This is a genomic window from Streptomyces yongxingensis, from assembly GCF_055597465.1.
Genome location: NZ_CM145717.1, coordinates 861,619 through 886,949, shown reverse-complemented (window position 1 = coordinate 886,949; position 25,331 = coordinate 861,619). Strand labels below are relative to the sequence as shown.

General features: G+C 71.9%; 27 protein-coding genes. 20 read left to right on the top strand and 7 right to left on the bottom strand.

Going from position 1 to position 25,331, the window contains the following annotated elements; translation table 11 throughout:
* The first annotated feature begins 33 nt into the window (after positions 1 to 33).
* Positions 34 to 396, top strand: coding sequence for a hypothetical protein (locus ACZ6TD_RS03990; protein WP_471350566.1), 363 nt, complete (start codon positions 34 to 36; stop codon positions 394 to 396).
* A 51-nt stretch (positions 397 to 447) separates the two neighbouring features.
* Here ACZ6TD_RS03990 and ACZ6TD_RS03985 read toward each other — a convergent pair whose 3' ends face one another.
* Positions 448 to 927, bottom strand: a complete 480-nt coding sequence (locus ACZ6TD_RS03985) for an Lrp/AsnC family transcriptional regulator (RefSeq protein WP_471350562.1) — start codon at positions 925 to 927, stop codon at positions 448 to 450.
* A 153-nt stretch (positions 928 to 1,080) separates the two neighbouring features.
* Here ACZ6TD_RS03985 and ACZ6TD_RS03980 point away from each other — a divergent pair, with 153 nt between their 5' ends.
* Positions 1,081 to 3,432, top strand: coding sequence for a transketolase-like TK C-terminal-containing protein (locus ACZ6TD_RS03980; protein WP_471350559.1), 2,352 nt, complete (start codon positions 1,081 to 1,083; stop codon positions 3,430 to 3,432).
* Positions 3,433 to 3,440: 8 nt separating this feature from the next.
* Here ACZ6TD_RS03980 and ACZ6TD_RS03975 read toward each other — a convergent pair whose 3' ends face one another.
* Positions 3,441 to 4,628, bottom strand: coding sequence for a YbfB/YjiJ family MFS transporter (locus ACZ6TD_RS03975; protein ID WP_471358827.1), 1,188 nt, complete (start codon positions 4,626 to 4,628; stop codon positions 3,441 to 3,443).
* 489 nt (positions 4,629 to 5,117) lie between these two features.
* On the opposite strand from ACZ6TD_RS03975, the gene ACZ6TD_RS03970 reads away from it, so the two are divergent.
* The 4 genes from ACZ6TD_RS03970 to ACZ6TD_RS03955 all read left to right on the top strand — a co-directional run bounded on the left by ACZ6TD_RS03970 (position 5,118) and on the right by ACZ6TD_RS03955 (position 8,449).
* Complete coding sequence (locus tag ACZ6TD_RS03970) at positions 5,118 to 5,831, top strand: SDR family NAD(P)-dependent oxidoreductase (RefSeq protein WP_471350556.1); 714 nt, start codon at positions 5,118 to 5,120, stop codon at positions 5,829 to 5,831.
* A 195-nt stretch (positions 5,832 to 6,026) separates the two neighbouring features.
* Positions 6,027 to 6,740: an SDR family NAD(P)-dependent oxidoreductase gene (locus ACZ6TD_RS03965; RefSeq protein ID WP_471350553.1), complete on the top strand. Its 714-nt coding sequence runs from the start codon at positions 6,027 to 6,029 to the stop codon at positions 6,738 to 6,740.
* Between the two features lie 115 nt (positions 6,741 to 6,855).
* Positions 6,856 to 7,473 (top strand): TetR/AcrR family transcriptional regulator, encoded by a 618-nt coding sequence (locus ACZ6TD_RS03960; protein ID WP_471350548.1) that lies wholly within the window; start codon positions 6,856 to 6,858, stop codon positions 7,471 to 7,473.
* Positions 7,474 to 7,525: 52 nt separating this feature from the next.
* A complete protein-coding gene (locus ACZ6TD_RS03955) occupies positions 7,526 to 8,449 on the top strand; it encodes a LysR family transcriptional regulator (RefSeq protein WP_471350542.1) in 924 nt (307 codons plus the stop codon).
* A 34-nt stretch (positions 8,450 to 8,483) separates the two neighbouring features.
* Here ACZ6TD_RS03955 and ACZ6TD_RS03950 read toward each other — a convergent pair whose 3' ends face one another.
* Positions 8,484 to 9,443, bottom strand: coding sequence for an SDR family NAD(P)-dependent oxidoreductase (locus ACZ6TD_RS03950; protein WP_471350538.1), 960 nt, complete (start codon positions 9,441 to 9,443; stop codon positions 8,484 to 8,486).
* A 160-nt stretch (positions 9,444 to 9,603) separates the two neighbouring features.
* Between ACZ6TD_RS03950 and ACZ6TD_RS03945 the strand changes: the two genes are divergently transcribed.
* The 4 genes from ACZ6TD_RS03945 (at position 9,604) to ACZ6TD_RS03930 (ending at position 12,552) form a co-directional block, all read left to right on the top strand.
* Positions 9,604 to 10,188 (top strand): TetR/AcrR family transcriptional regulator, encoded by a 585-nt coding sequence (locus ACZ6TD_RS03945; protein WP_471350535.1) that lies wholly within the window; start codon positions 9,604 to 9,606, stop codon positions 10,186 to 10,188.
* A 45-nt stretch (positions 10,189 to 10,233) separates the two neighbouring features.
* Entirely contained in the window at positions 10,234 to 10,416 is a 183-nt protein-coding gene (locus ACZ6TD_RS03940) for a hypothetical protein (RefSeq protein ID WP_471350530.1), read from the top strand.
* 208 nt (positions 10,417 to 10,624) lie between these two features.
* Entirely contained in the window at positions 10,625 to 11,236 is a 612-nt protein-coding gene (locus ACZ6TD_RS03935; RefSeq protein WP_471358824.1) for a response regulator transcription factor, read from the top strand.
* A gap of 5 nt (positions 11,237 to 11,241) precedes the next feature.
* A complete protein-coding gene (locus ACZ6TD_RS03930) occupies positions 11,242 to 12,552 on the top strand; it encodes a sensor histidine kinase (protein ID WP_471358821.1) in 1,311 nt (436 codons plus the stop codon).
* A gap of 23 nt (positions 12,553 to 12,575) precedes the next feature.
* Here ACZ6TD_RS03930 and ACZ6TD_RS03925 read toward each other — a convergent pair whose 3' ends face one another.
* From ACZ6TD_RS03925 to ACZ6TD_RS03915, 3 genes are read right to left on the bottom strand one after another with little or no spacing between them, the layout of a single operon-like run.
* Positions 12,576 to 13,445: a LysR family transcriptional regulator gene (locus ACZ6TD_RS03925; RefSeq protein ID WP_471350527.1), complete on the bottom strand. Its 870-nt coding sequence runs from the start codon at positions 13,443 to 13,445 to the stop codon at positions 12,576 to 12,578.
* Positions 13,438 to 15,045 (bottom strand): MFS transporter, encoded by a 1,608-nt coding sequence (locus ACZ6TD_RS03920; protein WP_471350523.1) that lies wholly within the window; start codon positions 15,043 to 15,045, stop codon positions 13,438 to 13,440. Before ACZ6TD_RS03920 ends, ACZ6TD_RS03925 begins: the two co-directional genes overlap by 8 nt.
* The gene (locus tag ACZ6TD_RS03915) at positions 15,042 to 15,638 is read right to left on the bottom strand and encodes a flavodoxin family protein (RefSeq protein ID WP_471358817.1); all 597 of its coding nucleotides are present in this window, start codon (positions 15,636 to 15,638) and stop codon (positions 15,042 to 15,044) included. The genes ACZ6TD_RS03920 and ACZ6TD_RS03915 overlap by 4 nt, the downstream gene beginning before the upstream one ends.
* Positions 15,639 to 15,846: 208 nt before the next feature.
* Between ACZ6TD_RS03915 and ACZ6TD_RS03910 the strand changes: the two genes are divergently transcribed.
* The 10 genes from ACZ6TD_RS03910 to ACZ6TD_RS03865 all read left to right on the top strand — a co-directional run bounded on the left by ACZ6TD_RS03910 (position 15,847) and on the right by ACZ6TD_RS03865 (position 24,649).
* Complete coding sequence (locus ACZ6TD_RS03910) at positions 15,847 to 16,653, top strand: 2-amino-3,7-dideoxy-D-threo-hept-6-ulosonate synthase (RefSeq protein ID WP_471350519.1); 807 nt, start codon at positions 15,847 to 15,849, stop codon at positions 16,651 to 16,653.
* Positions 16,650 to 17,690, top strand: coding sequence for a 3-dehydroquinate synthase II family protein (locus ACZ6TD_RS03905; protein ID WP_471350512.1), 1,041 nt, complete (start codon positions 16,650 to 16,652; stop codon positions 17,688 to 17,690). The genes ACZ6TD_RS03910 and ACZ6TD_RS03905 overlap by 4 nt, the downstream gene beginning before the upstream one ends.
* Positions 17,690 to 19,075 (top strand): class I adenylate-forming enzyme family protein, encoded by a 1,386-nt coding sequence (locus ACZ6TD_RS03900; protein WP_471350509.1) that lies wholly within the window; start codon positions 17,690 to 17,692, stop codon positions 19,073 to 19,075. Before ACZ6TD_RS03905 ends, ACZ6TD_RS03900 begins: the two co-directional genes overlap by 1 nt.
* A 64-nt stretch (positions 19,076 to 19,139) precedes the next feature.
* A complete protein-coding gene (locus ACZ6TD_RS03895) occupies positions 19,140 to 19,418 on the top strand; it encodes a phosphopantetheine-binding protein (RefSeq protein WP_037965528.1) in 279 nt (92 codons plus the stop codon).
* Positions 19,415 to 19,678, top strand: a complete 264-nt coding sequence (locus ACZ6TD_RS03890) for a phosphopantetheine-binding protein (RefSeq protein ID WP_191063597.1) — start codon at positions 19,415 to 19,417, stop codon at positions 19,676 to 19,678. Before ACZ6TD_RS03895 ends, ACZ6TD_RS03890 begins: the two co-directional genes overlap by 4 nt.
* Positions 19,668 to 20,879, top strand: a complete 1,212-nt coding sequence (locus ACZ6TD_RS03885) for a beta-ketoacyl-[acyl-carrier-protein] synthase family protein (RefSeq protein WP_471350494.1) — start codon at positions 19,668 to 19,670, stop codon at positions 20,877 to 20,879. The genes ACZ6TD_RS03890 and ACZ6TD_RS03885 overlap by 11 nt, the downstream gene beginning before the upstream one ends.
* Positions 20,880 to 20,887: 8 nt before the next feature.
* Positions 20,888 to 21,478, top strand: a complete 591-nt coding sequence (locus tag ACZ6TD_RS03880) for a hypothetical protein (protein ID WP_471350489.1) — start codon at positions 20,888 to 20,890, stop codon at positions 21,476 to 21,478.
* Positions 21,475 to 23,190 carry a class I adenylate-forming enzyme family protein gene (locus tag ACZ6TD_RS03875; RefSeq protein WP_471350484.1) on the top strand — a complete coding sequence of 572 codons (1,716 nt, stop codon included), beginning with the start codon at positions 21,475 to 21,477 and terminating at the stop codon, positions 23,188 to 23,190. The genes ACZ6TD_RS03880 and ACZ6TD_RS03875 overlap by 4 nt, the downstream gene beginning before the upstream one ends.
* Complete coding sequence (locus ACZ6TD_RS03870) at positions 23,187 to 23,732, top strand: hypothetical protein (protein ID WP_471350478.1); 546 nt, start codon at positions 23,187 to 23,189, stop codon at positions 23,730 to 23,732. Before ACZ6TD_RS03875 ends, ACZ6TD_RS03870 begins: the two co-directional genes overlap by 4 nt.
* Positions 23,729 to 24,649 carry an NAD-dependent epimerase/dehydratase family protein gene (locus ACZ6TD_RS03865; protein ID WP_471350473.1) on the top strand — a complete coding sequence of 307 codons (921 nt, stop codon included), beginning with the start codon at positions 23,729 to 23,731 and terminating at the stop codon, positions 24,647 to 24,649. The genes ACZ6TD_RS03870 and ACZ6TD_RS03865 overlap by 4 nt, the downstream gene beginning before the upstream one ends.
* A 65-nt stretch (positions 24,650 to 24,714) precedes the next feature.
* Here the strand turns inward: ACZ6TD_RS03865 and ssuE are convergent, their stop codons facing one another.
* On the bottom strand, positions 24,715 to 25,272 hold the full coding sequence (gene ssuE, locus ACZ6TD_RS03860; protein ID WP_471350467.1) for an NADPH-dependent FMN reductase: 558 nt from the start codon (positions 25,270 to 25,272) through the stop codon (positions 24,715 to 24,717).
* Between the last annotated feature and the right edge of the window lie 59 nt (positions 25,273 to 25,331).

Sequence of the window (25,331 nt, the reverse complement as noted above, 5' to 3'; positions counted from 1 at the left end):
GACCGGCCGCACACCATCGAGAGGCGGTCATCCATGAGCGGCGGCGATCCGGGCGAGAGGGGTGGTGCCCTGCCTCGGTTGCCCGGCCATGTCATCCCCCGGCCGAGGCTGGTCCGCAGGATCCATCGGCTGCTGGACCAGTACCCGGTGCTCGTCGTGGCGGCCTCGGCGGGGTCGGGCAAGACGACCGCCGCGGTCCAGGCCGCCCAGGAGCTGCTTGGACCTGTCGCCTGGGTATCGTTCGCCGGGATGCCCGGCAACGTCGAGCCCGCTGCCGACGGGCCGGCGCTGACGCGCCTTCTCGCGGCGGCCGTCGCGGGTGAGCCGGCGTCGGCCTCGGGAGCCCTGCGCGACCACGAACGGATAAGCTCGGCATCAACACGCGCGTCGAACTGACCCGGCTGGCGCTCGAACGGGGTCGCCTCGTGGACGGGGCGCACTGAACGCTCACTCCGCCGCGGCACGGCGCAGCAGCGGGGTGAGGCGGTGCGGCACCAGCTCGCGCATGGCCAGGGCCGTCGCCGTGCGCTCGATGCCGGGAACGGCGAGGATCTGCCCCGCGATCCGGTACAGATCCTCCGCGTCCGCGGCGACCACCCGTACGAGCAGATCCGTCTCGCCGCTGAGGCCGAAGACCTCCACGACTTCGGCGATGCCCGCCAGCGCCTCGGACACCTCGGCCAGCCGGCGCTGGTCCACCCGCGCGGTGACGAACGCGGTGAGCGGGTGGCCCAGCGCGTTCGGGGCGATCCGGCGTTCGAAGGAGCCCAGCGCCCCGCCCTGCTCCATTCTGGCCACCCGCGCCTGGACGGTGTTGCGGGACAACCCGAGCTGCTCGGCCAGGGCGACGACGGTGGCCCGTGGCTGGGCGGCGAGGGCGAGCAGGATCCGCGCGTCGGTGGCGTCCACGCCTCGCTCACTGTTCATAGTGCTCAATCGACGTCCCTCATTCGACCCGGAGCATGAGCAGAATGCTCAACGAAAGAGAAGCATCTTGTGCAGTTGAAGAGCCATCTGTCTACTGACGGAGCACAAAATCAGTTTTCCACGGTGTGGTGCGGATAGCGGAGGCGGTCGGTGATGGTCCTGGACCCGGAGCTGAGAGCGGTCGGCGGCAACGGCTCGGGCCGTGCCCGGGAGGAGGAACTCGCCGTGCTGGAGGCGGTCGGGCAGCGGGTGCTGTGGCTGTCCACCGCGATCATCGACCATGCCAACCGGGTGCGGCCGAACCCCTCGGGTCTGAAGGTCGGCGGTCACCAGGCGTCCAGCGCCTCGATGACGTCGATCATGACGGCGCTGTGGTTCCACGCGCTTAACCCTGAGGACCGGGTGTCGGTCAAACCCCACGCCTCACCCGTGTTGCACGCCATCAACTACCTGCTGGGCGAGCTGGACGAGTCCTACCTGACCACCCTGCGCGCCTTCGGCGGTCTGCAGAGCTACCCCAGCCGGGCCAAGGACCCCGACCCGGTCGACTACTCCACGGGCTCGGTCGGCATCGGCGCCACCGCCCCCCTGTGGGGCGCCCTCGCACGGCGCTACGTGGAGGGCCACTTCGGCGGGGCCGGGAAGGGACGGCAGTACTCCCTGCTGGGCGACGCGGAGCTGGACGAGGGCGCGATCTGGGAGGCGATCCATGACCCGATGGTGCCCGGCCTGGGCGAGGCGGTGTGGGTCGTCGACCTGAACCGTCAGTCCCTAGACCGGGTCGTCCCCGGTATCGCCGCGGACCGGCTGCGGGGCATGTTCGCCGCGGCCGGCTGGCAGGTCGTCACCCTCAAGTACGGGCACGCGCTGAGGGAGTTGTTCGCACGGCCGGGCGGCGAGGCCCTGCACGCCCGTATCGACGCCATGGACAACCCCGAATACCAGCGACTGCTGCGCTGCTCCGCCGACGAGTTGCGCGAGCGCCTGCCCGGCACCGGCTCCACCGCCGGGCCGATAGCGGACCTGATCGCCCCCCTGGACGACGCCTCGCTGCGGGCGGCGCTGCGCAACCTGGGAGGGCACGACATCGGCGCGCTGATGGACGCGTTCGACAGCGTCGACGACACCCGGCCGACCGTCATCTTCGCGTACACGGTGAAGGGCTACGGGCTGCCCACCGAGGGCCACCCGCAGAACCACTCCTCCCTGCTGACCGCCGACCAGATGAGGACCCTGGCCGACCGCCTGGGAACGGACCCCGACCGCCCGTGGGCCGCCTTCGCCGACGGATCGCCGGAAGCGGCCCGGTGCGCGGCGGCCGCCAGCCGGCTGCGCCGCCCCGGACACGTGTCCCGGCAGGCCCCCGCGGTCCCCGCCGACCTCGCCCGTCCGGCACCGACCGGCTCCGGCAACACCCAGCAGGCCCTCGGACGCGTCCTGCTGGACCTCACCCGGCGGGCGCCGGAGGCGGCCGCCCGGATCGTCACCGTCAGCCCGGACGTCAGCTCCACCACCAACCTGGGCGGCTGGCTCAACAAGGTCGGTGTGTGGTCCCCGACCGAGCGCCCCAACTGGTTCGCCGACGACGCGGAGACGATCCTGCACTGGCGGGAGCGGCCCACGGGCCAGCATGTGGAGCTGGGCATCGCGGAGACCAACCTGGTCGGCCTGCTCGGCGAGCTGGGCGCCACCTGGAGCCGCTGGGGCCAGCCGCTGCTGCCGATCGGTGTCGTCTACGACCCCTTCGTCAACCGGGCCTTGGAGCCGTGGTCGTTCGGCATCTACGCCGGCGGCCAGTCGATCCTGGTCGGCACGCCGTCCGGCGTCACGCTCGCCCCGGAGGGCGGCGCCCACCAGTCGATCACCACACCCTCGCTGGGCGTCGAACAGCCCGGCTGCGTCACCTACGAACCCGCGTTCGCGATCGACACCGAGTGGTGTCTGCTGGCCGCGCTCGGCAACCTCGGCCGGGAGGACGGGAGTTCGGCCTACCTGCGGCTGTCCACCCGGCCCGTCGACCAGTCCGCCGCCGATGTGCCCGGCGACCCGGCCGCCCGCGAGCGCCGCCGCCGACAGGTGACAGCCGGGGCCTACCGGCTGCGCCGGCACGAGAAGCCGGTGGTGACCCTCGCCGCGATGGGTGCCCTGGTCCCGGAGGCCCTGGCCGCGGCCGACCGGCTCGCCGCCCTGGGCCACGGCGCTGACGTGGTCTGCGTGACCAGCCCGGATCTGCTCTTCCGCGCGCTTCAGGCCCGCCGTGGCCTGTCGCAGGACCCGAGCTGGGTCCTCGACCAGGTCTTCCCCGCCGACCGGGCCACACCGCTCGTCACCGTGCTGGACGGCCACCCGCACACGCTGGCCTTCCTGAGCACGATCCGGAACACGCCCGTCACCACCCTCGGCGTGACGCGGTTCGGCCAGAGCGGTGCGATCGAGGACGTCTACCGCCACCACGGCATCGACACGGACAGCATCGTCACCGCCGCGCTGGACCTCGTCGACTGAAGCGGAGGTCAGTCCGCCCGGGCCTCGGCGGTGCCGAGGCCCGTGGACCGCCGGTCGGGTGCGGGTTCCGCGCGGACGACCGGGTGGCCGAGCGCGGGCATGTGGTGGGGGAACCCGATCCGGAGGAGGGCGGCCGCGACGGCGGACGCCAGCACGACGACGGCCGCGAGGATCAGGGCCTGGTGGTACCCGTGGCGCAGCAGCGGGGTGGCGACCAGTGGGCCGAGGATCTGGCCCACCGAGTATCCGGCCGTCAGCAGCGCTACCGCGCGGGGGAAGCGCAGATGCGCGCCGGTCGCGAGTGCGAGGGTGCTGACGCCGATGAACGTGGCGCCGAAGAGCACCGCGGAGCTGAGCGCCGCGGCGACGCCACCGATCAGCGCGGGCAGGGCGATGCCGACGGCCTGGACGCCCAGCGCGGCCAGCAGGAGGCCGGGGCGGGACCAGCGCCGCCCCAGCCCCGCCCACAGCGCGGAGGACGGAATGGCCGCGAGGCCCACCAGCACCCAGGCACCGCCCCCGATCCAGCCGGGAGAACTCTGCTCGATCGCGGCCACCAGGAAGGTGCCCGCGATGATGTAGCCGACGCCCTCCAGCGTGTACGAGGCGAGGAGCGCGGTGAACCAGCGATGGGTGCGCGGGCCGGTGGCCCGCCGCTCCGCTCCGGGTCGGGGAGTGGCGGACGCCGACGGGGGTGCGGGTTCCGGCCGCAGGAACCACGCGGGAAGGGCGAGCAGCGCGCTCAGCCCGGCGGAGGCCCACCACGCGGCCTGCCAGTCCGCGACCGTGCGCAGGGCGAGGACGAGCAGCCCGGACAGGGCGATACCGGCCCCCACTCCTCCGAAGCCCCACCCGGGCACGTGGGCGGGATGGTCGCGCAGATGGCTGAGCAGGGAGCTGACGGCGATGACGAAGATCACCGCACTGACCACGCCGGCGCACAGCCGGAGCAGCAGCCATACACCGGTGGCGTGGGTCAGTGGCATCGCGGCCAGCGACACCGCCAGCATCACCAGGCAACTCCGCAGTACGGCGGGGGAGCGCGTCAGACGCGGCAGGAAGGTCCCGGCGAGCGCGCCGATCAAATAGCCGACGTAGTTGGCGGTGGCGAGATTCGCGCCCGTCGCGGCGGACAGCCCGGCCTGAGCGTGCATCAGGGGAAGAATCGGGGTGTAGACGAACCGGCCGACACCCATGCCCGCCCCCAGCGCGGCGGCGGCCCGCGCGACATGGGTCCAGGGTGAGTGGCGGACGCCCTGGGAGCCGGTGGCGCGGGGGCCCGGAGGCGCCGCGGTCACGAGGTGGTCCTTGACGGTTTCGCGGTACGGAAGCCTGGGTGGCGTTGCGATCCCATGGCCTCAGACTGCGCCCGCCACCAGGGCGAATGCCACGATCGGCTTCCTCCCTCCTGGTAGGCCCGGCCTCTTACGGGCACCGCGCACGCTGGGGCGCGGACCTCCTCTCCGCTGCCTCGACGCCTCGGATGGAACCGGTCTGACCAGGGCATCCCTATGACCGGCTTCCTCCCATCCGGTAGGCGCCGCATCCCACCGCAGGTCACGGCCGTGCGGGGGAGGCGGGGTGCGCTCGCCCTTCCTGGATGTTTGTCGACCGGTCGTCTATGTTCATGAAGGGCCGGTGATCAGCGCCGGTCCGGACAACCCACCCCACTGGAGACAGTCACCATGAGCACTTCCGGCCAGAAGGTCGCCGTCATCACCGGCGCGTCCCAGGGCATCGGCGCGGGCCTGGTCGAGGCGTACCGCGAGCTCGGCTATGCCGTCGTCGCCACCTCGCGCGGGATCACCCCCTCTTCCGATCCCGAGATCCTCACCGTCCAGGGCGACATCGCCGACCCCGCCACCGCCGAGCGCGTGGCCGGTGCCGCCATCGAGCGCTTCGGCCGCATCGACACCCTGGTCAACAACGCCGGCATCTTCGTCGCCAAGCCCTTCACCGAGTACACGCGGGCGGACTACGACGCGGTCACCGGTGTCAACCTCAGCGGCTTCTTCCGCATCACCCAGCTCGCCACCGAGCAGATGCTCCGCCAGGGCGGCGGACACCTTGTCCAGATCACCACCAGCCTGGTCGACCACGCCCACTCTGCGGTCACCTCCGTACTGGCCTCCCTCACCAAGGGCGGACTGCAGTCGGCCACCAAGGCCCTGGCCATCGAATACGCCACCCGCGGCATACGCAGCAACGCCGTATCCCTCGGCATCATCAAGACGCCGATGCACCCGGCGGAGTACCACGACACGCTCGCCGCCCTCCACCCGGTCGGCCGGATGGGCGAGATCGGCGACATCGTCGACGCCGTCGTCTACCTGGAGAACGCCCCGTTCGTCACCGGCGAGATCCTCCACGTCGACGGCGGCCAGAGCGCCGGCCACTGACCCCGGATCGCGTGCCCGGGCGCCGGTACGGGGCGCCCGGGCACGCCCTTGCCCTCGGGTGGCCTTCCTCGGTCCCGGCGTGCGGGTGCGCCTCTGCCGGGCGCATGATGGAGACAACCGGAGCAACTGCCCCCGGGATCCGAATCCGCGGCCCGGATCGCAACTACCGCCTGAACCGGAGAGAGCGGCGGTCGAATGAACACCGTACAGAAGGTCGCCATCGTCACCGGGGCTTCCCGAGGAATCGGCGCCGCCCTGGTCTCCGCCTACCGGGAGCTCGGCTACGCGGTTACCGCGACCGCCCGCTCCCTGGACGAGTCGAGCGATCCCAACGTGCTGACCATCAGCGGTGACGTGGCCGAGCCGGGCGTCGGCGCCCATATCGTCGACGCGACCCTGGCCCGGTTCGGACGGATCGACACGCTCGTCAACAACGCCGGGGTCTTCGTCTCCAAGCCGTTCACCGACTTCACCGACGAGGATTATGACTTCGTGACCGGGGTCAACCTGCGTGGCTTCTTCGAAACCTCCCGCAGCGCCGTCGCCGCGATGCTCTCCCGGGACGGCGGCGGCCACGTGGTGAACCTCTCCACCAGCCTGGTCGACCACGCCAACTCGCAGACGCCCTCGGCGCTCGCCTCGCTGACCAAAGGCGGTCTGAACGCGGTCACCAGGGCGCTGGCGATCGAGTACGCGGCCCGTGGTATCCGGGTCAACACCGTCGCACTGGGCATCATCCGCACTCCCATGCATCCGCCCGAGACGCACGAGGCCCTCGCGGCGATGCACCCGCTCGGCCGGATGGGGGAGATCGACGATGTGGTCAACGCGATCGTCTACCTCGAGAACGCCCCGTTCGTCACCGGCGAGATCGTGCACGTGGACGGCGGCCAGAACGCCGGCCACTGAGTCGGCCGGTGACGCCGAGGGCACCGATCCGGTAGCCGTGGACGTCCCCGAGATGGCCCTGCTTCTAGACGACCGGTCCATTTAAGAGGTAGTCGATCGGTCGTATACTGACGGCATGGGACGGACGAGTGATGCCAGGGAAAAGATCCTCAGCGCTGCGCGGGCGCTCATCGAGCTGCGCGGCTACTCGGCTCTGGGGGTGGCCGAGATCTGTAAGGCGGCCGGGGTGCCCAAGGGCAGTTTCTACTACTTCTTCGAGTCCAAGGAGGCCCTCGCGCTGGCCGTCATCGACGAGCACTGGACCGCCCAGCGGCACGACTGGACCCGCGTCCTGAACAGCGACGCGCGGCCGCTGCAACGGCTACGGCAGCTGTTCGAGGAGACGGAGGCCGCCCAGCGCGCCGGCCAGCGGAGCTGCGGGACCGTTTCGGGCTGCATGTTCGGGAACCTCACCCTGGAGATGAGCAACCAGACCGAAGCCGTCCGCAAGCGGCTGCAGGAGATCTTCGAGACCCAGGTCGAGATGGTCGACTCGGTCATCGCCGATGCCGTCGAGCGTGACGAGGTCACCGTCGCCGACACCCGCGAAGCCGCCCGGTCCGTGGTCGCGCAGCTCGAGGGCCAGGTCCTGTTCGCCAAGCTCTACAACAACGCTTCCCGGCTCGGCGCGGTGTGGCCGAACTGCCTGGCGCTGCTGGGAGCTCGCGCACCGCAGGCACCGGTCGGCGCCTGAGGCGACAGCCGCCGATCGGCTCATGGGTGTCGCCCCCCCCATCGCAGGTAGCATGGCGATCGTGGAGCTGCGCCAGTTGCGGTATTTCGTCGCTGTAGCCGAGGAGCTGAACTTCGGCCGGGCAGCCGAGCGGCTCCTGATCGCCGGTCCCTCCCTGTCCCAGCAGATCAAGGCGCTGGAACGGGACCTCGGTGTCCGGCTCTTCGACCGCGACCGCCGTTCGGTGGCCCTCACTCCGGCCGGAGCGGCCCTGCTCCCGCACGCCCGGGACCTGCTCGACCGCGCCGACGATCTCCGCAACCGCGCCGCGAGGATCGCGGGCTCCGAACCGGTCCGGCTCGGATACGTGAATTGGCTGCCCGCGGATCTGACCGCCCGTGCCTCGTCCGTGGCGCGCCTGCACATCGACGCATGGGTGGCGCCCTCCCACGCCCAGGCCGCCCGCGTCGCGGACGGCGGCCTCGACCTCGCGGTGTGCTGGATTCGTACGGACGATCTGGAGAAGCGCGGACTCAGCGCCCGGCTGATCGGCGCGGACCGGCTCTACGCCGTCTCGGCCGGGCAGGACACCGGCGAGGTCCGTGCCCAGGACACCGTCGTGCTGCTGGACGACGACGCCACCACATGGGTGTCCTGGAACGACTACGCGGAGCGGTTGGCCGCCGACACCGGCGCCACCGCGGCGCGCATCACGGACGGTGGTGTCACCGGTCCGGTGTTCTTCGACCACGTACGCCGGCGCGGGCGGCCCGTCCTCAACTCGCCCAAGGGGCAGACCACTCCACTGCCGCCCGATCTGGTCGCGCGTCCCGTGGTCGAGCCGAAGGTCTATTGGACCTGGTCCCTCGTCTGGCGCCGGGAAGAACTCCGCCCGGCCGTACTGAGCACCGTAGACGCCCTGACGGAAGGTGTCGGCGACTTCGGCATCCACGCGCCGGACGCATGGCTTCCCGACGGGGATCCATACAAGCGGTAGATCGCTTCGTCGGCCCCCGTGGGGCATGGCGTGGTCAGGCGGTGGTTGCCGAGGCCGCGAGCATGTCGAGCGAGATCCGCCACAGGCGGGCCGCGTGCCCAGTGTCCAGTGCGTGGGCGGCCACTCCGCGCCGGACGCCGGGCTGATGGGGTCCGGCCTCGTTGCAGTCCTCGAAGTACCGGCCGGTCACGCCCTCGGTCAGCGGGGAGGCGGCGAGCAGTACGGAAGTCGCGGCCCCCTGCTCGATGTTCTTCCAGGACACGTCGGTGCTGGTGGGGTCGAACGAGGCGGGGCCGTGGGAGATGTCCCCGATGTGGCGGCCGAGCCGGGTGCTCGTGATGCGGCCGGGGTTGAGGGCGTTGACGGCGATCAGGTCCGATGCCCAGCGGCGGCTCGCCTCGACGGTGAACAGGACATTGGCGGTCTTGGACTGGCTGTAGGCCGCCCACGGGTCGTAGGGGTGCCGCTCGACGTTGATGTCGTCGAAGAGCACACCGCCATTGACGTGGCCGACCGAGCTGACCGCGACCACCCGTGCGCCACGGGCTGCCGCCAGGGCGCCGTGCAGACCGGTGGCGAGGGCGAAATGGCCGAGGTGATTGGTGGCGAACTGCATCTCCCAGCCCTCCTTCGTCCGCTCAAGTGGCGAGGCCATCACACCGGCGTTGAGGACCAGGATGTGCAGCGGCCCGCGCCAAGCATCCACGAAGGCGCGCACCGAGCTCTGGTCGGCGAGGTCGAGCATGGTGGCGTGCACCGTCCCCGGGCCGCTCGCCGGGGCGATCTCCTCGGCGGCCCGCGCACCCGCGGCCAGGTCGCGGACGCCGATGGTGACCTCCGCGCCGGCGGCGGCCAGGACACGTGCGGTTTCGCGTCCGATGCCGGAGGCCCCTCCGGTGACGAGGGCGCGCTTGCCGGTGAGGTCGACACCGTCCAGTACCTCGGCGGCGGTCGTCCGGGCCCCGAAGGGGGTGGTGATGAGGTGGTCGGTCATGACGCGCTCCAGGGAGATGGTGGCATGGGGGCGAGCGCGCGGCCGGTGGCGCGGTGGCGGTGGGCCGTCGTAGGCTCGTATCCGGAACGGGTTCCGGTTCGCTTCCCGACCGTAAGCGGAACCGGTTCCGGATGCAAGTGGTGGCGAGAAGGGACCCGGATTGACCGGCATCGAGGGGAACGCGGCGCGGCACCGCAGGCCGCTGCGCGCCGACGCGCAACGCAACGAGGACCGGCTGCTGGAGACGGCGGCGGCCGTCTTCGCCCGCGAGGGGGCGGGCGCCTCGGTCAAGGACATCGCCCGCGAGGCCGGTGTCGGCGTCGGCACGCTCTACCGCCGGTTCCCCTCCAAGGAACTCCTGGTCGAGGCGGTCTACCGGCAGGAGGTGCGGCGTCTGTGCGAGGCGGCGCCGCACCTCGCCGCCACGCTGCCACCGGTGGACGCGCTGCGGACCTGGATGGAGCGCTTCATCGACTTCATGGCCGCCAAGAGCGGGATGGCCGACGCGCTGAGAGTGGTGCTGACCGACGACAGCGAGCGACTGCAGACCCGGGCTCTGCTCGCCGAGGCGATCGACCACCTGCTGCCGTCCGGGCAGGGCCGGTCGGCGGCGCGGCCGGAGGTCGACGCCCAGGACGTGCTGATGGCCCTCGGCGGGATCAGCCTCATGGCCGTAGGCGAGGACCAGCGAGACCTGGCCACCCGGCTCATCGACCTGCTCCTGCGCGGCGTCGTGAGGAGCTGACACGGTCCGCGCCATCGGGACGACAGCGCGTCCTTTGAACACTCGGTGGACTCACTTCGGGTGCTCTATGGATTCACGGACGCGGTGGGCACCGGTCCGCGCTCCCAGTACGCCCATCTCGGCCCTCCGGCGGGCCCGGTCCCCGACGCCGCCTTCCGCGCCCTGGGCGTCCTGGGTGCCGCAACGGCCTTCTCTCCGGTCTTCAGGCCGTTCTCGACGGCATCCTGAGCCGCGTCGGCGCCCGGACCGGACCCACGACGCGCATCTTCCCCGAGAACCATTTCTGGCGCCTTCACGACCCTGTTCCGCACCCCTGACGTCGTACCGACGCCGGTTGGGCCAAGATGAGCGAATGATCTACCCAGCCGATATAGACCGGTCGACTGCGGATCAGACACGGCTGTTACTGGTCGAGGACGACCGGGAAACCGCAGACATGCTGGCCGAGTTGTTCAGCTCAGAGGGTTACGACGTCGATGTCGCATTCGACGGCCAACGGGGGCTTCATCTCGCTCTGGGACGACGACATCAGGTGATGGTCATCGACCGGATGCTTCCGGGCATCGAGGGCCTGGACCTGGTGAAACGATTACGGAGGGTCGGTGTCACCACCCGGGTGCTGGTGCTGACCGCGCTGGGCGCACTCGACGAGCGTGTCACCGGCCTCGACTCCGGCGCGGACGACTATCTGGTCAAGCCCTTCGAAGTGGACGAACTGCTGGCGAGGGTACGGGCGCTGCACCGGCGCGACCTCGTCTACGCCGAAGTCCTTCCGCTGGGGGACGGACAGCTGGACCTCCGGCGCCGCGAGGTGCGCCTGGCCGACGGCACGGGCGTCGAACTCTCCTTGCGGGAATTCGGACTGCTCCACGCCCTCGCCGAAGGCCCCAGGACCGTGCACGAGCGCGCACACCTCCGCGCGCGTGTCTTCCCCGACACCTCGGCGGAGTCCATCGTCGACACCTATGTCTACTACCTGCGGCGGAAACTGGGCCGCGACGTCGTCCGCACCGTGCGGGGGCGCGGCTACCAGTTGGGGGCGCTGTGAACGCGATGCCGATCCGCTTCCCGCGCCGCACGGCGCGGAGCCCCGAGCAGCGCGGGCTCGCCTCCGCCCAGTGGACGATCACCTGGCGGATCTCGCTGGTGATGTCGGTGATCATGCTGATCGTCGGGGCCATCGTCTACACCGTCGTGCTGTTCGCCCAGCGCGCCGACGCGGAGCGCGAAACCCAGTGGGGCATCGACCACAACACCGTCGACAGCCCGCCGGTCTGTGTGTGGATGACCGTGGAGCGGGACGGAGCGGTCAGCAGCACCCCCGGCACCCCCGCCGGACTGCCCGTGAGATCCAGCCTGGCCGCGGTCCGCGCGGGCGCTCCCGCGGTGCTGGAACGGGTGGAGCGAGGCGGTGAGCGGTACACGGTGCGCACCGCCCGGCGCGGTGCGGAGCTCGTCCAGGCGGCCTACGGGGAACGGTTCCAGCGCGCCGACCGCAACCATCTGCTGCTCGCCTTCGCGGCGGCCGAGGCGGTCGGTCTGCTGCTCGTCGCGGCCGCCAGCGGCATGCTCGCGCGACGGTCGATGGAGCCGCTCTCCGAGGCACTGGACCGGCAGCGGCGGTTCGTCGCGGACGCCAGCCATGAACTGCGCACCCCGCTCACCCAGCTGCACACCCGTGCCCAGCTGCTGGCCCGGCGCTCCGGCTCGGAGACCCCCCAGGAGCTGGCCACCGACCTCCAGCGCCTGGTGACCGGCACCCGGCAGCTCGGTGACGTCATCGACGATCTGCTGTTGTCCGCGCGGCTGCCCCAGTCGCCGGGATCCCGCGATCCGGTGGACCTGGTGGCACTCGCCGAGGAGGCGGTGTCCGCCGAGGACGCCCGGGCCGAGGAGATGGGGCTGACCGTGCGGCTGCGGCCCGGGCCGGGGCGGCACGTGGTGGTGGGCACCGCGCCCGCCCTGCGCCGGGTGATCGCCGCGCTGGTCGACAACGCGATGGGGCACACCCCGCCCGGCGGGGAGGTGGTGGTGTCCGTGGACGCCCCGCTTCCCGGCATCGTGTCGCTGTCCGTACGCGACACCGGCGTGGGGTTCGCACCGGAGGAGACCGCGCGCCTCTTCGAGCGGTTCGCGAGGGGTTCCGCCGGCCGCGGCAGACGGTTCGGGCTCGGACTGGCGCTGGCCCGCGAGGTGGTCGAAAGCCACGGGGGGCGGATCACCGCCGACGGGCGGCCGGGGCACGGTGCGCTGTTCACCGTGGAGCTGCCGGCGGCGCGGGCAGGCGAGGCGGTTCCGCGGGAGCGGACGATCGGGTCGTGTCTCTCCGTCGGGGGCAGACGGCCCGACGTTCCCGGGGGCTGAGCCGGTCGGGTCCGCGGCCGGGCTCACGAGGCGTACGGCCGGCGCCAGTCGAGTGCGCCGCTGTCGAGGTCCTCGGCGAGCCCGGCCAGCGGCGACTCGGTGTCCCACACCAGTCGTGTGCGGCGCCACAGCCGGCCGTTCGCCAGCCGTTTCAACGAGACCCCCGGGCAGTGGTCGCCCGGTGCGAAGAAGGCCCCGATCGCGTTCCCGGCGCTCACGATGGCCGCCGCGGTCGTCTGGTCGGCGCCGAAGTACCGGAACCGGGGGGTGAACCCCGCACGCTCGCAGGCGATCCTCAGGCTCAGGCCGAGACCGTCGGAGCGGTCGCCGGGCGCGACCCAGGTGTCCTCGGCCAGTTCCTCGAGGGTGATGAGCTGCCGGTGGGCCAGCCGGTGGCCGGGGGACAGACCGATCAGCACCGGTTCGGTGTCGAGGTCGCGGACGGCGAACTCGCGGACCGCGGGCGGCACGACGTCCGGGAACTCGCTGATGACCGCGAGCGCGATCTTCTCGGTGCGCAGCAGCTCCAGCACGGCCTGGGACGAGGGCTCCAGATAGGTCAGCTGTTCGTGGTGCGGCAGCCGCTCCCGGACGAGCGCGGCGATCAGCGGCACCCAGGGGTTGTCCACTCCGCCCAGTCCGACGGCCCGCGGTGGTTCGGCCGGCTGGGCCAGTGTCCGCGCCGTGGAGAGCAGATCGCCGAACTCGTCGAGCAACTGCCTGGCCCTCCCCAGCACATGGACGCCGAGCTCGGTCGGCACCACGCCGTTCGGGCGGCGGCGGAACAGCGGCCCGCCGAATTCCTGCTCGATGCGTCTGAGCTGTGTGGACAGGCCGGATTGGGCGATCTTCAAGGTGGCGGCCGCATGGCTGATGCTGCCCGATTCAGCCACGGTGAGCACGATTCGAAGATGGCGCAGCCCCATATCCACTTCCTGCCTCCGTCGTTGATGGTCGCGGCCGGAAATATCCGATGACGAGGACGGCACCGGCCAGGGACAGCAGCGCCGTCCACGAGGCGGTGACGTACATGGCGTGCAGATAGGCCCGGTTCGCGGCGGCGAGGAGCTCGGGCCGGTTCAGCGACCTCGCCACCGCCCGGGTGGCCTCCGCGGAGTCCAGGGCCTTCTCCCGTGGCCCGGGAGGCAGCCCGGGGAGCGCGGGCCGGACGGCCCCGCGATAGCCGGTGGCGAGGACCGAGCCGAGCACCGCGACCCCGAGCGTGCTGCCCACCGGCCGGGCCGCGGCGTTGATCGCCGCGCCGGCACCGGTGTACCGCGGTGGCAGGGCGGCCATCATCTCCGCCGTCATGGGCGCGACCACCAGCCCGATACCCGCGCCTTGCGCGAACAGCGTTCCGGCGATCCAGGCCACCGGGGTGTCCGCGTCGAAGAGCAGATAGCCGCCGAAGGTGGCGCTCGACAGGAGGATCCCGGCGACCGCGCACCAGCGGACGGTCAGCAGCCGGGACAGCGCGGGGGAGACCTGGTTGCCGAGGACGATGCCGCCCGCGGCGGCCGACATCACGGCCCCGGCGGCCAGCGTCGACAGTCCGTGCACCCCCTGGAGATAGAAGGCGCAGTAGAAGAGCTGCCCCGCCAGGCCGAAGAAGAGCAGCAGCAGGGTCACGCTGCCGCCCGCGAAGCGCGCCTCGGTGAACAGGCGCACATCGAAGCCCGGCGCGGCCCGGCGGCTCTGCGACACCACGAACGCCGCCAGCAGGACGAGGCCGAGCGCCATGGGCAGCAGCGCGGCCGGGCTCGTCCAGCCCGACGGGCGGCCGCCCCGGATGACGCCGTACACCACAAGGCCCAGCCCCAGGACGGAGAGCGCCAGGCCCAGTGGGTCGAGCACCCTGCGCTCGGCGTAGCGCAGCGCGGGCACCAGGAGACCCGCGCCGGCCAGGCACACCGCCACCACCGGGAGGTTGACCAGGAACACCGAGCCCCACCAGAACCGGGTCAGCAGCGCACCGCCCACCACCGGTCCGAGCGCGACGGCGGCGCCGCCCGCGGAGGCCCAGACCGCGATCGCCCGGGTCCGGTCGGCCGGCGCGGTACCGCGGGTGACGATCGCCAGCGTCGCCGGTGTGATCAGTGCCCCGCCCGCGCCCATGACACCACGGGTGACGATCAGCTCCGTGGCCCCGTCCGAGAACGCGGCCAGCGCGGAGGCACAGGCCAGCAGCACCAGCCCGGCGACCAGGGTGCGGCGCGGCCCGTAGCGGTCGGCGAGCGCGCCACCGGCGAAGCTGCCCGCGGCGAAGACCAGCGAGTACGAGGCGTTGGCCCACGCCAGGTCGGCCGCGCTCGCCCCGAGCCCGTGGACCGGATCGGCGAGGGTTTCCATCGCCACGTTGAGGACCGTGTTGTCCAGCAGGACCAGCGTCTGCGCCAGGACCGCCACGGCCACGGTCCACCACTGCCGGGCGGGGGCCGCCACGGCACGGCCCTCGTCCCCGGCCGCGGCCGACGCGGCGGGCCGGTGACTCACGGCTCCAGCGCTCGTCTGCCCGCGACGACGGTCCGGGTGAGCTCCGCGACCCGGTGCCCGAGATGTTCCGCGGTGGCGAGGTCGGACTTGTGCACCGTCCCCGACCTGTCGTCCACGGGGGACTGCGCGGCGGCGCCCTGGTGGAAACCGAGCCGGTTCAGGTCGAACTCGCTGCCGGAGGAGGAGTTCCAGCCGGGGGCCAGTCCGAGGCTGACCCAGAGCATGCCGTGCTGTGCGGCGAAGGTGGCGAAATAGCCCAGGGTGCCGGCCTTGTCCCCCGCCATCGAGCCGGAGTTGGTGAATCCCGCCGCCAGCTTGTCCTGCCAGCGGCGGGTGAGCCAGCGTCTGGCGCTCGCCTCCGCGAAGGTGTGGAAGGCCGACGAGGCCGTGCCCATATAGGTCGGGGCACCGAAGATGATCGCGTCGGCGTCGTCGAGCCGATGCCATTCCTGATCGGTGATCCGGTCGACCCGGACAGAGGTGACCTCGGTGTGCGGAACCCGGCTCGCCCCGGCTCGTACGGCCTCACCCAGCCTGGCGGTGTGACCACGTCCGCCGTGACAGGCGATGGAGATGCGTACCGGGTCGGTCAAGGCGGTCAAACCAGCCTCCTGGAAAACGCGTTTCGGCTCCGGCGGAATAGCCGTCGGACAGCCTGTCAGAGCAATCTCAGAAATTCCTCAGAGTCGCATAACCGCGAAGTTATGGAGATTCGATATCCGCTCGCTTTTGCATCGCCGTGCCATTCTGTCTCCGCAATCCTCTGCGCGGTTCGCCCCTTGGGAGAGGTGTGCCTGGCACATGACCGATATTGGTAAATCATTCCGGATGCGGAGGCTCTCGGTCGCGGGGGACGGAAGATATCTTTTCGTCCCGCTCGACCACAGTGTGTCCGATGGGCCGGTGGTGTCCCAGGCCCGCTGGAACGGACTGCTCAGGGCCCTTGTGGACGGCGGCGCGGACGCGGTCGTCGTCCACAAGGGCCGGGCGCGGGCGATCGCACCGGACATCCTGCGCCACTGCGCCCTGGTGGTTCACTTGAGCGCGGGAACCGTGCACGCGGCCGACACCGACGCCAAGGTGCTCGTCGGCGATGTCGAAGAGGCCGTACGGCTGGGCGCGGACGCGGTGAGCGTGCATGTGAATCTCGGCTCTGACACCGAGCACCGGCAACTCAAGGATCTCGGGACCGTCGCGGCCTCGTGCGACCTCTGGAACATGCCGCTGCTCGCGATGATCTACCCGAGGGGGCCGCGGATCGCCGATCCGCACGACCCGGCGCTGCTCGCCCACGCCGTCAACATCGCCGCGGATCTCGGCGCCGACCTCGTGAAGACCTCGGTCGCCCTGCCGATGGACCGGATGGCCGAGGTGGTGAACAGCTGTCCGCTGCCCATCCTCGCCGCGGGCGGCCCGCCCGACGGCTCGGACCTGGTCAGCCACGGGACCTCGTTGATGCTCGCGGGCTGCCGGGGCCTTGCCGTGGGCCGCCGGATCTTCTCCTCGCCCTCACCCTCCTCGCTGGTGGCACGGCTCGCCGCCGTTGTGCACGCCGCCGAAGCCGGAACGACCCCCCACCCCTCGACGATCGCGACAGGAGCCGCATGAAGTTCGCATGGATCGACCTCCGAACCGTTCCGCAGGCCCGGCTCGAGTCCATCGTGGACGCCGCCATCCACACCCGGATGCAGGGCGTGCTCTGCGATGACGAATCCGTCCTCAAGGCGCTGCCCCCCACGGTCACCGCCGTCACCACCGCGGCGGTGACCGAGGAGAAGGAGCTGTACGACCTCGAGGCCGACACCGCCGCCTGGGTCGACGTGCACGACGAACCGTCGCTGCGGCTGGCGTGCGCCGCCGCGGTCGCTCTGCCCCACACCGTGGTCCGCTTCGCCGATCCGACCAAGATCCCCCTGGAGATCGTGCTCGCCGCGGCGGACCGTTCCGCCGGAAAGCTGATCACCGTGTGCGCGGACCTGGACGAGGCCGCCACCGTGCTGGAGGTGCTCGAACGCGGTTCGGACGGAGTCCTGTTGGCTCCCTCCGACGCCGGCGAGGTGTTCGCGCTGGCCCGGCTGCTGGAGGCCGGAACCTCTCCGCTGGAGCTGACCACACTGACCGTGGACGGCATCGAGCACCACGGGCTCGGCGACCGGGTGTGCGTGGACACCTGCACGCACTTCGCCGAGGACGAGGGCATCCTGGTCGGCTCGTACTCGACCGGCTTCATCCTGTGCTGCAGCGAGACCCACCCGCTGCCGTACATGCCGACCCGTCCGTTCCGGGTCAACGCCGGCGCCCTGCACTCCTATGTGCTCGGCCCGGAGAACCGGACCAACTACCTGAGCGAGCTGGGCTCGGGCAGCACGACCCTGGCCGTCAACTCCGAGGGCCGGACCCGTCCGGTCACGGTCGGCCGGGCCAAGCTGGAGTCCCGTCCGCTGCTGACCATCACCGCGCGGTCGGCCGACGACACCGTGGTGAGCCTGACCGTCCAGGACGACTGGCATGTGCGGGTGCTCGGGCCCGGCGGCAAGGTCCACAACGTCACCGAGCTGCGGCGCGGCGACGAGCTGCTCGGCTACCTGGCCACGGACCAGCGCCATGTGGGCTTCCCCATCGGCGAGTTCTGCAAGGAACACTGATGAGCGCACCGATGCGGGAGCTCATCGACACGCTGTTCGACGCCCATCCCGACGAACTGCCCTACCTCATCCACGGCGACCACCCGGTGAGCCGTGGAGAGGTCCGGGCCGCCGTGGCCATGGAGGCGGCGGTCTTCGCCGGGCACGGCATCGGCGAGGGGCATACGGTGATGCTCCAGATCCCGCCGAGCTGCACCCAGATAGAGGTGCTGCTCGCGCTGTGGCGGCTGGGCGCCCAGGTGATGCTGGTCGACCACCGGCTCAAACCGTCCGAAGTGGATGCCCTGCGCTCGCTGTGCCACCCGCACTTCCTGGTCGGCGCGGGCACGGCGGGCCGCTCACCGCTCACGTTCCAGCCCAGGTACGAGGTGGTCACCTCCCGCTACCCGGACGGTCGCCCGGCGACGACCGAGCACCGGCTGGTGCAGTTCAGCTCGGGTTCCACCGGGCTGCCCAAGGTGATCGGGCGGACCGCGGCCTCCCTGTCGGCCGAGATCGAGCGGTTCACCCGGATCGAGGGGATGCCGGTCCTGGGCGAGCGGGTACTGCTGCTGAGCTCGACCGCGCACAGTTTCGGCCTGATCGCCGGGGTGCTGCACTCCCTCGCCGCGGGCGTCACCGCGGTCTTCGCGCCACGGGTGTCGGCCAAGGACATCCTCGGCGCCGCCGGGCGCCACGACGTCCACGTCATCTTCGGCACCCCGTTCCACTACGAACTGCTGAGCACCGCCCGGGACCTGCCCGCCCTGCCCGCCCTGCGCGCCGCGGTCTCCGGCGGGGAGATCATGCCGCCGCAGACCGCCGCGCGATTCGCCGAACGGTTCGGCACCGGGGTCGGCGAGTCGTACGGGACCACCGAAACGGGCGTCATCGCGATGGAGGTGAGCGGCGCCTCGCGGCCCTCGGTCGGCCGGGCGGCGCCCGGTGTGCTCGTGAGGATCCGCGAGGGCGAGCTGGACGTCCGGCTGCCGGACGGCTCACCGTATCTGCACGCCTCCGGCGGCGACCGGTACGCCGACGGCTGGCTGCGCACCCACGACCGGGCCGAGCTGGATCCCTCCGGCGCCGTGCGGCTGCTGGGCCGTGGCGACTCCCTGGTGGTCATCGGCGGCCTCAAGGTCGATCTGACCGAGGTGGAGGCCGTGCTGCGCCGGCACCCCGGGGTCAGCGGGGCCGTGGTCGTGCACGCCGGCGCCACCGAAGCCTATGTCTCGGTCGCGTCGGACGGCCCCTCGGCGGGCGAGTTGCTGCGCTGGTGCCGGGACCGGCTGGCCGACTACAAGGTGCCCCGCGTCGTCCACGTCCTGGCGGACCTGCCCCGCACCTCCAACGGCAAGCTGATCAGGCGCCGCGATGCGCTGCTCGCCCGCGCTCCCGACCGCTGACCCGGCTGACCGCCCCTTGGCGACCACCCCCATCGACCCCTGTGGCACAGAAAGGTTGCGCACCATGGAGACGCAGACGGCCTTGCAGAAGGAGATCCGCGAGTTCGTGCTCAGCACGATCAGCGAGGAGATGAACCATCCGCTCGCCGCGGACGAGATCAGCGATGACAGCCCCATGGGCACCGGTGGAATCGACATCGACTCACTGGGCCTGATCGAGCTGCTCCTCCGCCTGGAGCGCCGGTTCGACGTGAAGTTCCCCGACAGCGACATCGAACAGGCCGGCGCGATGAACCTGGGCGACCTGATCAACGATGTCGTGAAGCGGGGCGCCACGGCATGACCGCGGAATCCGAAGCCCGGCCGAGGATCACCACCGACGCCGTCCGGGAACTGCTGTCCGATCCCAAGATCTTCGCCGATCTGCCGCCCGGCCTGGACGACGACGCCGAACTCGCCCTGGACTCGCTGGGGCTGGTGTGGTTCCTGCACCAACTGGAGCTGCGGTACGGCCTGGAGATCGAGCCGGCCGATGCGTTCCTCGCCGAATTCACCTCGATACGCCGGATCACCGACTACCTGGTGGGCGTCCATGGGCCGTGAGGTGCTGCTGACCGGATTCGGGGTGCGCACGGCCTTCGGCGCCGGTGCGGACGCCGTGCGGGAGGGCGTGTTCGACGGGCGACCCGCGTTCGCGCCGATCACCCGCTTCGACACCGGCGCCTACCGAACGGGCCTGGCCGCCACCGGCGGCCCGGCCGCCCCGCTGCGGGAGGTGCTGGCCGAAGTCGCCGGTGCGGCGGTCGCCATGGCCGGGCTGCCGACGGGTGCCGAGGCCGCCGTCCTGGTGGGGACCGCGGGCGACTTCACCGGCCTGACCCGCTTCTGGCGTGCCGCGGACGCACCCGGCGCACCTGGCTCTCCCGGCGAACCCGGCTCTTCCGGCGCACCCGGCTTTCCCGGCTCTCCCGGCGTGGAGGACTCCGGCGGCGCCGCGGAGACCGTGCCCGCGTGGCAGGCCGAGACCCTCGCGGACACCCTCGGCCTGCGCGGCCCCCGGCTGGCGTTCACCAGTGCGTGCGTCGCCTCGGCCACCGCGATCACGCACGCCTGCCGGCTCATCGCCTCCGGCCGGGCCGACACCGCGATCTGCGCCGGGGCGTATCTGGTGGAGGAGGAGAACCTGGCCAAGTTCGACTCGGGATTCGCCCTTTCCCGGGACGGGATGGTGCGTCCGTTCTGCGCCGACCGCAGCGGGCTGCTGCTCGGGGACGGGGCCGCCGCCGTGGTGCTCGAATCCGCCGAGAGCGCCCGGCGCCGGGGAGCGCGTGCGCTCGGCGCGCTGACCGGCTGGGGCGCCGCCGGCGACGCCCACCACGTCGCCCGGCCCCATCCGGAGGGTGCCGGGCTGGTCATGGCCGCCGGCCGGGCCCTGCGGCGTGCGGGCGGCCCGCGGATCGACTACGTGAACGCGCATGGCACCGCCACCCGGTACAACGACCCCGCCGAGACACGCGGGCTGCACACGCTCTTGGGCGAGGCGGCCGCCCGGACGCCGGTGAGCTCGACGAAGAGCACCACGGGACATCTGCTGGAGGCGTCCGGAGTCGTGGAACTCGTGATCACCCTGCTCGCGCTGCGGGACGGGGTGCTGCCGCCCACCGCCGGGTTCACCGAACCGGATCCGCACTGCGACCTCGACTACGTGCCCAACCGCCCCCACAAGGCCGAGCTCCGGTGCGCCCTCACCGTCAACGCCGCGTTCGGCGGCGCCAACACCGCGCTGGTACTGGAGCGAGCATGATCGCCGCGATGTCCGGTCCCTCCGCGCCGCCGGTCGCCGGTTTCGTGGAGTCCGCCTTCAACCCGATGGTGTACGAGGCCGTCGAGCGATGCCTGACCGCCCGGCCGGGCGACGGCGCCCGGACCGCCCTGGTCCTGGCCAGCACGATGGGGGACGCCGCCACCCTCGACCTCGGCAGCCGTCTGCTCGTGGCCGGGCAGGTGCACAATCCGCTGCTGTTCATGCAGTCCACCGCGAACGCGGTCCTGGGGCAGCTCAGCCGGGAGTTCGCCATCACCGGGCCGCTGCTCTGTCTGTCCACCGTGGCGGACCCGGCCGGTGAGCTGCTGGCCGCCGCGGAACTGCTGCTGGAGGACGAGGAGCTGGACCGCGTCGTGCTCATCGGGGTCGAGCTGACCGGCACCGAGCGCACCACGGCGGCGTACCGCCGGCTTCGTACCTGCCCGCCCTCCGCGGACCTGGCCGTGGCCATCGTGCTGGACCGGGAGGATCCGGTCCCGCGCCCGCCGTCCGACATCCCGCCCGCCCCCTCGGGGGAGTACGGCACCCTTCGCGGCCTGGTCGAGCTGGCCGCCCGAATCCAAGGGACCACACCATGATCACCAAGCAGGAACGCGCGCGGATCAGCGAGGACGCCGCCCTGGGGGCCGGGAATGTGATCCACCGGCTGAAGGCGTACGGCAGATCGCTCGACGAGCAGGTCCTGTGGACCGACGCCACCTGGCAGGCCCCGGACGGCGGCCACCCCAGGGTACTGACCCTGGGAGAGCTGCATGGGGCCGTGGAGATCTACGCGAGCTGGTACCACGCACAGGGTGTCGGGCCCCGCGACCCGGTGGCGATCCAGACCTGGTCCAGCACCGAGTTCGCCGTCAACTTCCTCGCCCTCACCTCCCTGGGCGCGATCCCCTCGTTCGTCAACGGCAACCTCCGCCCGGAGATCGCCCGCGAGTACGTGCGGCGCCAGGGCGCGGTCGGCGCCATCACCGACCGTGCCCACCACGCGGTCCTCGGCCGCGACCGGGCCGAACTGGGCCTCGGCTTCTGCGCCACGGCGGCCGACATCCGCGCGGAGCACCGCGCACCCCTCCCCGCGGCCTACCCGTACGCCCACCACGCCACCGACCCGATCATCATCTCCCACTCCTCGGGCACCACCGGCATGCCCAAGGCCGTACCGCACACCCACGAAACCCTGCTGTACGCGCAGTTGCACCGGCTGAAGCTGTCGGTCGGCTCCGCGATGGGCAGGCTGCTGGTCGCGCTGCCCGGCTCGCACAACGCCGCCGTCTCGGTCATGCTGTTCGGCTTCCTGCTGCGCTCGCCCGTCCTCATGCTGTCCAGCCAGCGGGGGGTCGACGTGCTGGACGCCATGGAGTCGTTCCGCCCCACCACGGTGTTCGCGTTCGCCGGAACCTACGGGGAGATGGCGGCCCAGGACCTCTCCGTCCGCGATCTGGCCAGCGTGGAGGCGTGGTACAACACCGGGGACGCGGCGCACGAGACCCATATCAAGGCGCTGATCGCGCAGGGCAGCCACGAGACGGTCGGCCAGGACCTGAAGCGGCGCCGGGTCGCCGGATCCGTCTTCACCGACGGACTCGGCTCCTCCGAGACCGGCTACTCCCTCTTCCACAACGGACACCGGCCCGGCAAGTCGTCGTTCTCCCGCTGCGTCGGCAAACCGATGAGCTTCGCCGAGGCGGCGGTGCTCTCCGAGGACGGCACACCGCTGCCGCCCGGCGAGATCGGCCGCCTCGGTGTGCGCTCACCCACGCTCACCCCCGGGTACTGGAACGACTCGCTGACCTTCCACCGGCTGCGGCTCGGTGGCTACTGGCTCACCGGCGATCTGTCCTATCGGGACGAGGAAGGAAACTTCTACCACCTGGACCGGGTGCCGGACGCGATCCGCACCCCCACGGGCATCGTGTTCAGCACCCGCACCGAGGAGTTGCTGCTGCGCGAGCTCCCCGAGCTCGAGGACTGCACGGTGGTGGCGGTCGCGCCCGAGGGCGTACGCGCGGACTGGGACGGCGACGGGACCGCCGACGCCTACGCCCTGCTGCAATTGCGCGCGGACGCGACGGATGCGGCGGACACGGCGGAGACGGACAGGGACGACGCCCGATGGACGGCCGACGTCAACCGGGTGCTGGCCGCCGAAGGCTTCCCGCAACTGACCGGAGCGCTCCGGATGGACGCGAGCGAGGTGGTGAAGGGAGCCACCGGCAAGGTGCTCAAGCGGGAGATGCGCGAGCGGTTCCGGGCCCGGGTGGCCGACGGCGAGCTGGACGGGAAGGTGCGATGACCGCGCTCGACCGCACGAGCCCCGATATGGGCCCGAGCCCCGGCACGGGTCCCCGTCCGAGGACCTTGGACGTGTACCGGCAGTGGTGGCTGCACGACGCGCGCTGGTACCAGGGCGTGGCGAAGAGGTTCGGACACGACGTGGCGAATGAGATCAACGCCGAGGCGCTGCGATATGTGGCCGTCCAGGTGGGCAAGCGGATCCGCCGCCAGTTCGGCGGAAACCCGGCCGCCGACCTCGAGGAACTCCGCCGCCGGTACGACGCCTGCTCCGAGTGGATGTTCCCGGGCGAACTGCGCGACGGCGGGACCGCGGTGCTCCCGGACGGCGATATCGAGCTGACCATGCGGCAGAACTTCGCCGTGACCATGGTCCGGATGGCCGGTTCGCTCGACGGCTACGAGTGCCCGTGCACCGACATCCACGCCGGCTGGTCGGAGGGGCTCGGGGTCGAACTCACCCGCAACTGCGCCACCGCCTGTCTGCGGGACGGCGATCCCGCCTGCCGCCTGCTGATGCGGGCCCGGGGAGGCGCTGCATGACGGCGCGGGTCCTCGTCGCCGGGGCCACCGGAGTGATCGGCCGGGCGCTGGTCCCGCTGCTCAGCGCCCGCGGCCACCAGGTGACCGCGCTGGTACGGGAGCCGTCCGGGGCGGCCGGGCTGAGCCTGGACGGCGTTGTGGTGGCCGACGCGCTGGACGCCGCGGCGGTGCGCGCGGCGGTGCTCTCGGCCCGGCCCGAGGTGGTGGTGCATCAGCTGACCGCGCTGCGCGGGCCCACCGCGGAGGGCCTCGAGCGCACCGCCCGGCTGCGCACCGAAGGCACCGCGCATCTGATCGCGGCGGCCGAGGCGGCCGGAGCGCGACGGATGGTGGCCCAGAGCATCGCGTTCGCCACGGCTCCCCGCGGCGGGCCGGTGCTCACCGAGGACGCACCGCTCCATGTCGACGCACCGGATCCGGGCTGGGCGCTCACCGCCCGCGCGATCACCGAACTGGAGCGCCGGGTGCTGGGCGCCGCCAACCTCTCCGGGACCGTCCTGCGCTACGGCACCCTGTACGGGCCGGGCACCCTCTACCACCGCGGTGGTGCGATCCGCGGCGCGGTGGCCCGGGGCAGGCTGCCACTGCCCGAGCCCGCCACCGGCGTCACCTCGTTCCTCCATGTCGAGGACGCCGCACGGGCCGCGGTCCGTGCCGTCGAGGCGGATACCGACGGCGTGTTCAACGTGGCCGATGACGACCCCGCGGAGGCCGCGGTCTGGCTGCCCGAATTCGCCCGGCTGCTCGGAGCGCCCCCGCCCCGTACGGTGCCGGCGCCACTGGCCGAGCGGCTGCTGGGCTGGCTCACCGGCCACCAGCTGACCGCCATGCGCGGCGCGTCCAACGACCGCATCCGGCAGGCGCTCGACTGGAAGCCCTCGATACCGAGCTGGCGGACCCGACTGGCCGCCGACTGACCGGGCGCGGCCGGGCCCCACACGTGGGCTCGGCCGCGCGTCGGTGGAGGAACCCCGGCCCGCGGTCACGCGGCGACCGCGCCCGCGGAGTACCGGCCGCCCAGCGCCGCTGAGAACTGGTCGACGAGCCGTTCGAGCGCTTCCCGCGTGGTGGGGTCCACCACCACGCCCCCGTCCTTCCCCACCTCGATGTGCTTGTCCAGCACGAACCAGCCCGGTGTGATGTGCGCGGGGCCCATGGAGGCGAGCACCGGGCGCAGCCCGTAGTCGATGGCCAGCACATGCGCGGTGCTGCCGCCGGTCGCCAGCGGCAGCACGGTCTTGCCCTCCAGCGCGAACTGGGGCAGGAGGTCGAGCAACGACTTCAGCAGCCCCGAGTAGGCGGCCTTGTAGACCGGGGTGCCGATGACCACACCATCGGCCCGGGCGACGAGATCCCTGGCGCGAACGATCTCCGGATGCCCGAAGTCCGCGTGCAGCAGGGCCTCGGCCGGAAGCGTGCGGACGTCCAGTGGGATCACCTGGTGTCCCTGGGCGGTGAGCCGGGAGTCCAGGCCGCGCAGGAGCCGGGCGGTGCGGGAGGTGGGGGAGGGGCTGCCGGAGATGGAGAGGACGGTGGGCATGGCGGGGGTCACCTCGAAAACGTCAGTGCGGAAGGAGCGGAAACGAAGGGGAGGAGAGG

Bases quoted from the DNA above. Each gene is read 5' to 3' on its own strand.
- ACZ6TD_RS03900 (WP_471350509.1), top strand. From the start codon at position 17,690: ATGAGCGCACCGATGCGGGAGCTCATCGACACGCTGTTCGACGCCCAT.
- ACZ6TD_RS03870 (WP_471350478.1), top strand. From the start codon at position 23,187: ATGACCGCGCTCGACCGCACGAGCCCCGATATGGGCCCGAGCCCCGGC.
- ACZ6TD_RS03980 (WP_471350559.1), top strand. From the start codon at position 1,081: ATGGTCCTGGACCCGGAGCTGAGAGCGGTCGGCGGCAACGGCTCGGGC.
- ACZ6TD_RS03975 (WP_471358827.1), bottom strand. From the start codon at position 4,628: ATGGGTGTCGGCCGGTTCGTCTACACCCCGATTCTTCCCCTGATGCAC.
- ACZ6TD_RS03965 (WP_471350553.1), top strand. From the start codon at position 6,027: ATGAACACCGTACAGAAGGTCGCCATCGTCACCGGGGCTTCCCGAGGA.
- ACZ6TD_RS03905 (WP_471350512.1), top strand. From the start codon at position 16,650: ATGAAGTTCGCATGGATCGACCTCCGAACCGTTCCGCAGGCCCGGCTC.
- ACZ6TD_RS03960 (WP_471350548.1), top strand. From the start codon at position 6,856: ATGGGACGGACGAGTGATGCCAGGGAAAAGATCCTCAGCGCTGCGCGG.
- ACZ6TD_RS03950 (WP_471350538.1), bottom strand. From the start codon at position 9,443: ATGACCGACCACCTCATCACCACCCCCTTCGGGGCCCGGACGACCGCC.
- ACZ6TD_RS03885 (WP_471350494.1), top strand. From the start codon at position 19,668: ATGGGCCGTGAGGTGCTGCTGACCGGATTCGGGGTGCGCACGGCCTTC.
- ACZ6TD_RS03890 (WP_191063597.1), top strand. From the start codon at position 19,415: ATGACCGCGGAATCCGAAGCCCGGCCGAGGATCACCACCGACGCCGTC.
- ACZ6TD_RS03970 (WP_471350556.1), top strand. From the start codon at position 5,118: ATGAGCACTTCCGGCCAGAAGGTCGCCGTCATCACCGGCGCGTCCCAG.
- ACZ6TD_RS03880 (WP_471350489.1), top strand. From the start codon at position 20,888: ATGTCCGGTCCCTCCGCGCCGCCGGTCGCCGGTTTCGTGGAGTCCGCC.
- ACZ6TD_RS03985 (WP_471350562.1), bottom strand. From the start codon at position 927: ATGAACAGTGAGCGAGGCGTGGACGCCACCGACGCGCGGATCCTGCTC.
- ACZ6TD_RS03865 (WP_471350473.1), top strand. From the start codon at position 23,729: ATGACGGCGCGGGTCCTCGTCGCCGGGGCCACCGGAGTGATCGGCCGG.
- ACZ6TD_RS03990 (WP_471350566.1), top strand. From the start codon at position 34: ATGAGCGGCGGCGATCCGGGCGAGAGGGGTGGTGCCCTGCCTCGGTTG.
- ACZ6TD_RS03935 (WP_471358824.1), top strand. From the start codon at position 10,625: ATGCTGGCCGAGTTGTTCAGCTCAGAGGGTTACGACGTCGATGTCGCA.
- ACZ6TD_RS03875 (WP_471350484.1), top strand. From the start codon at position 21,475: ATGATCACCAAGCAGGAACGCGCGCGGATCAGCGAGGACGCCGCCCTG.
- ACZ6TD_RS03955 (WP_471350542.1), top strand. From the start codon at position 7,526: ATGGCGATCGTGGAGCTGCGCCAGTTGCGGTATTTCGTCGCTGTAGCC.
- ACZ6TD_RS03930 (WP_471358821.1), top strand. From the start codon at position 11,242: ATGCCGATCCGCTTCCCGCGCCGCACGGCGCGGAGCCCCGAGCAGCGC.
- ssuE (WP_471350467.1), bottom strand. From the start codon at position 25,272: ATGCCCACCGTCCTCTCCATCTCCGGCAGCCCCTCCCCCACCTCCCGC.
- ACZ6TD_RS03895 (WP_037965528.1), top strand. From the start codon at position 19,140: ATGGAGACGCAGACGGCCTTGCAGAAGGAGATCCGCGAGTTCGTGCTC.
- ACZ6TD_RS03910 (WP_471350519.1), top strand. From the start codon at position 15,847: ATGACCGATATTGGTAAATCATTCCGGATGCGGAGGCTCTCGGTCGCG.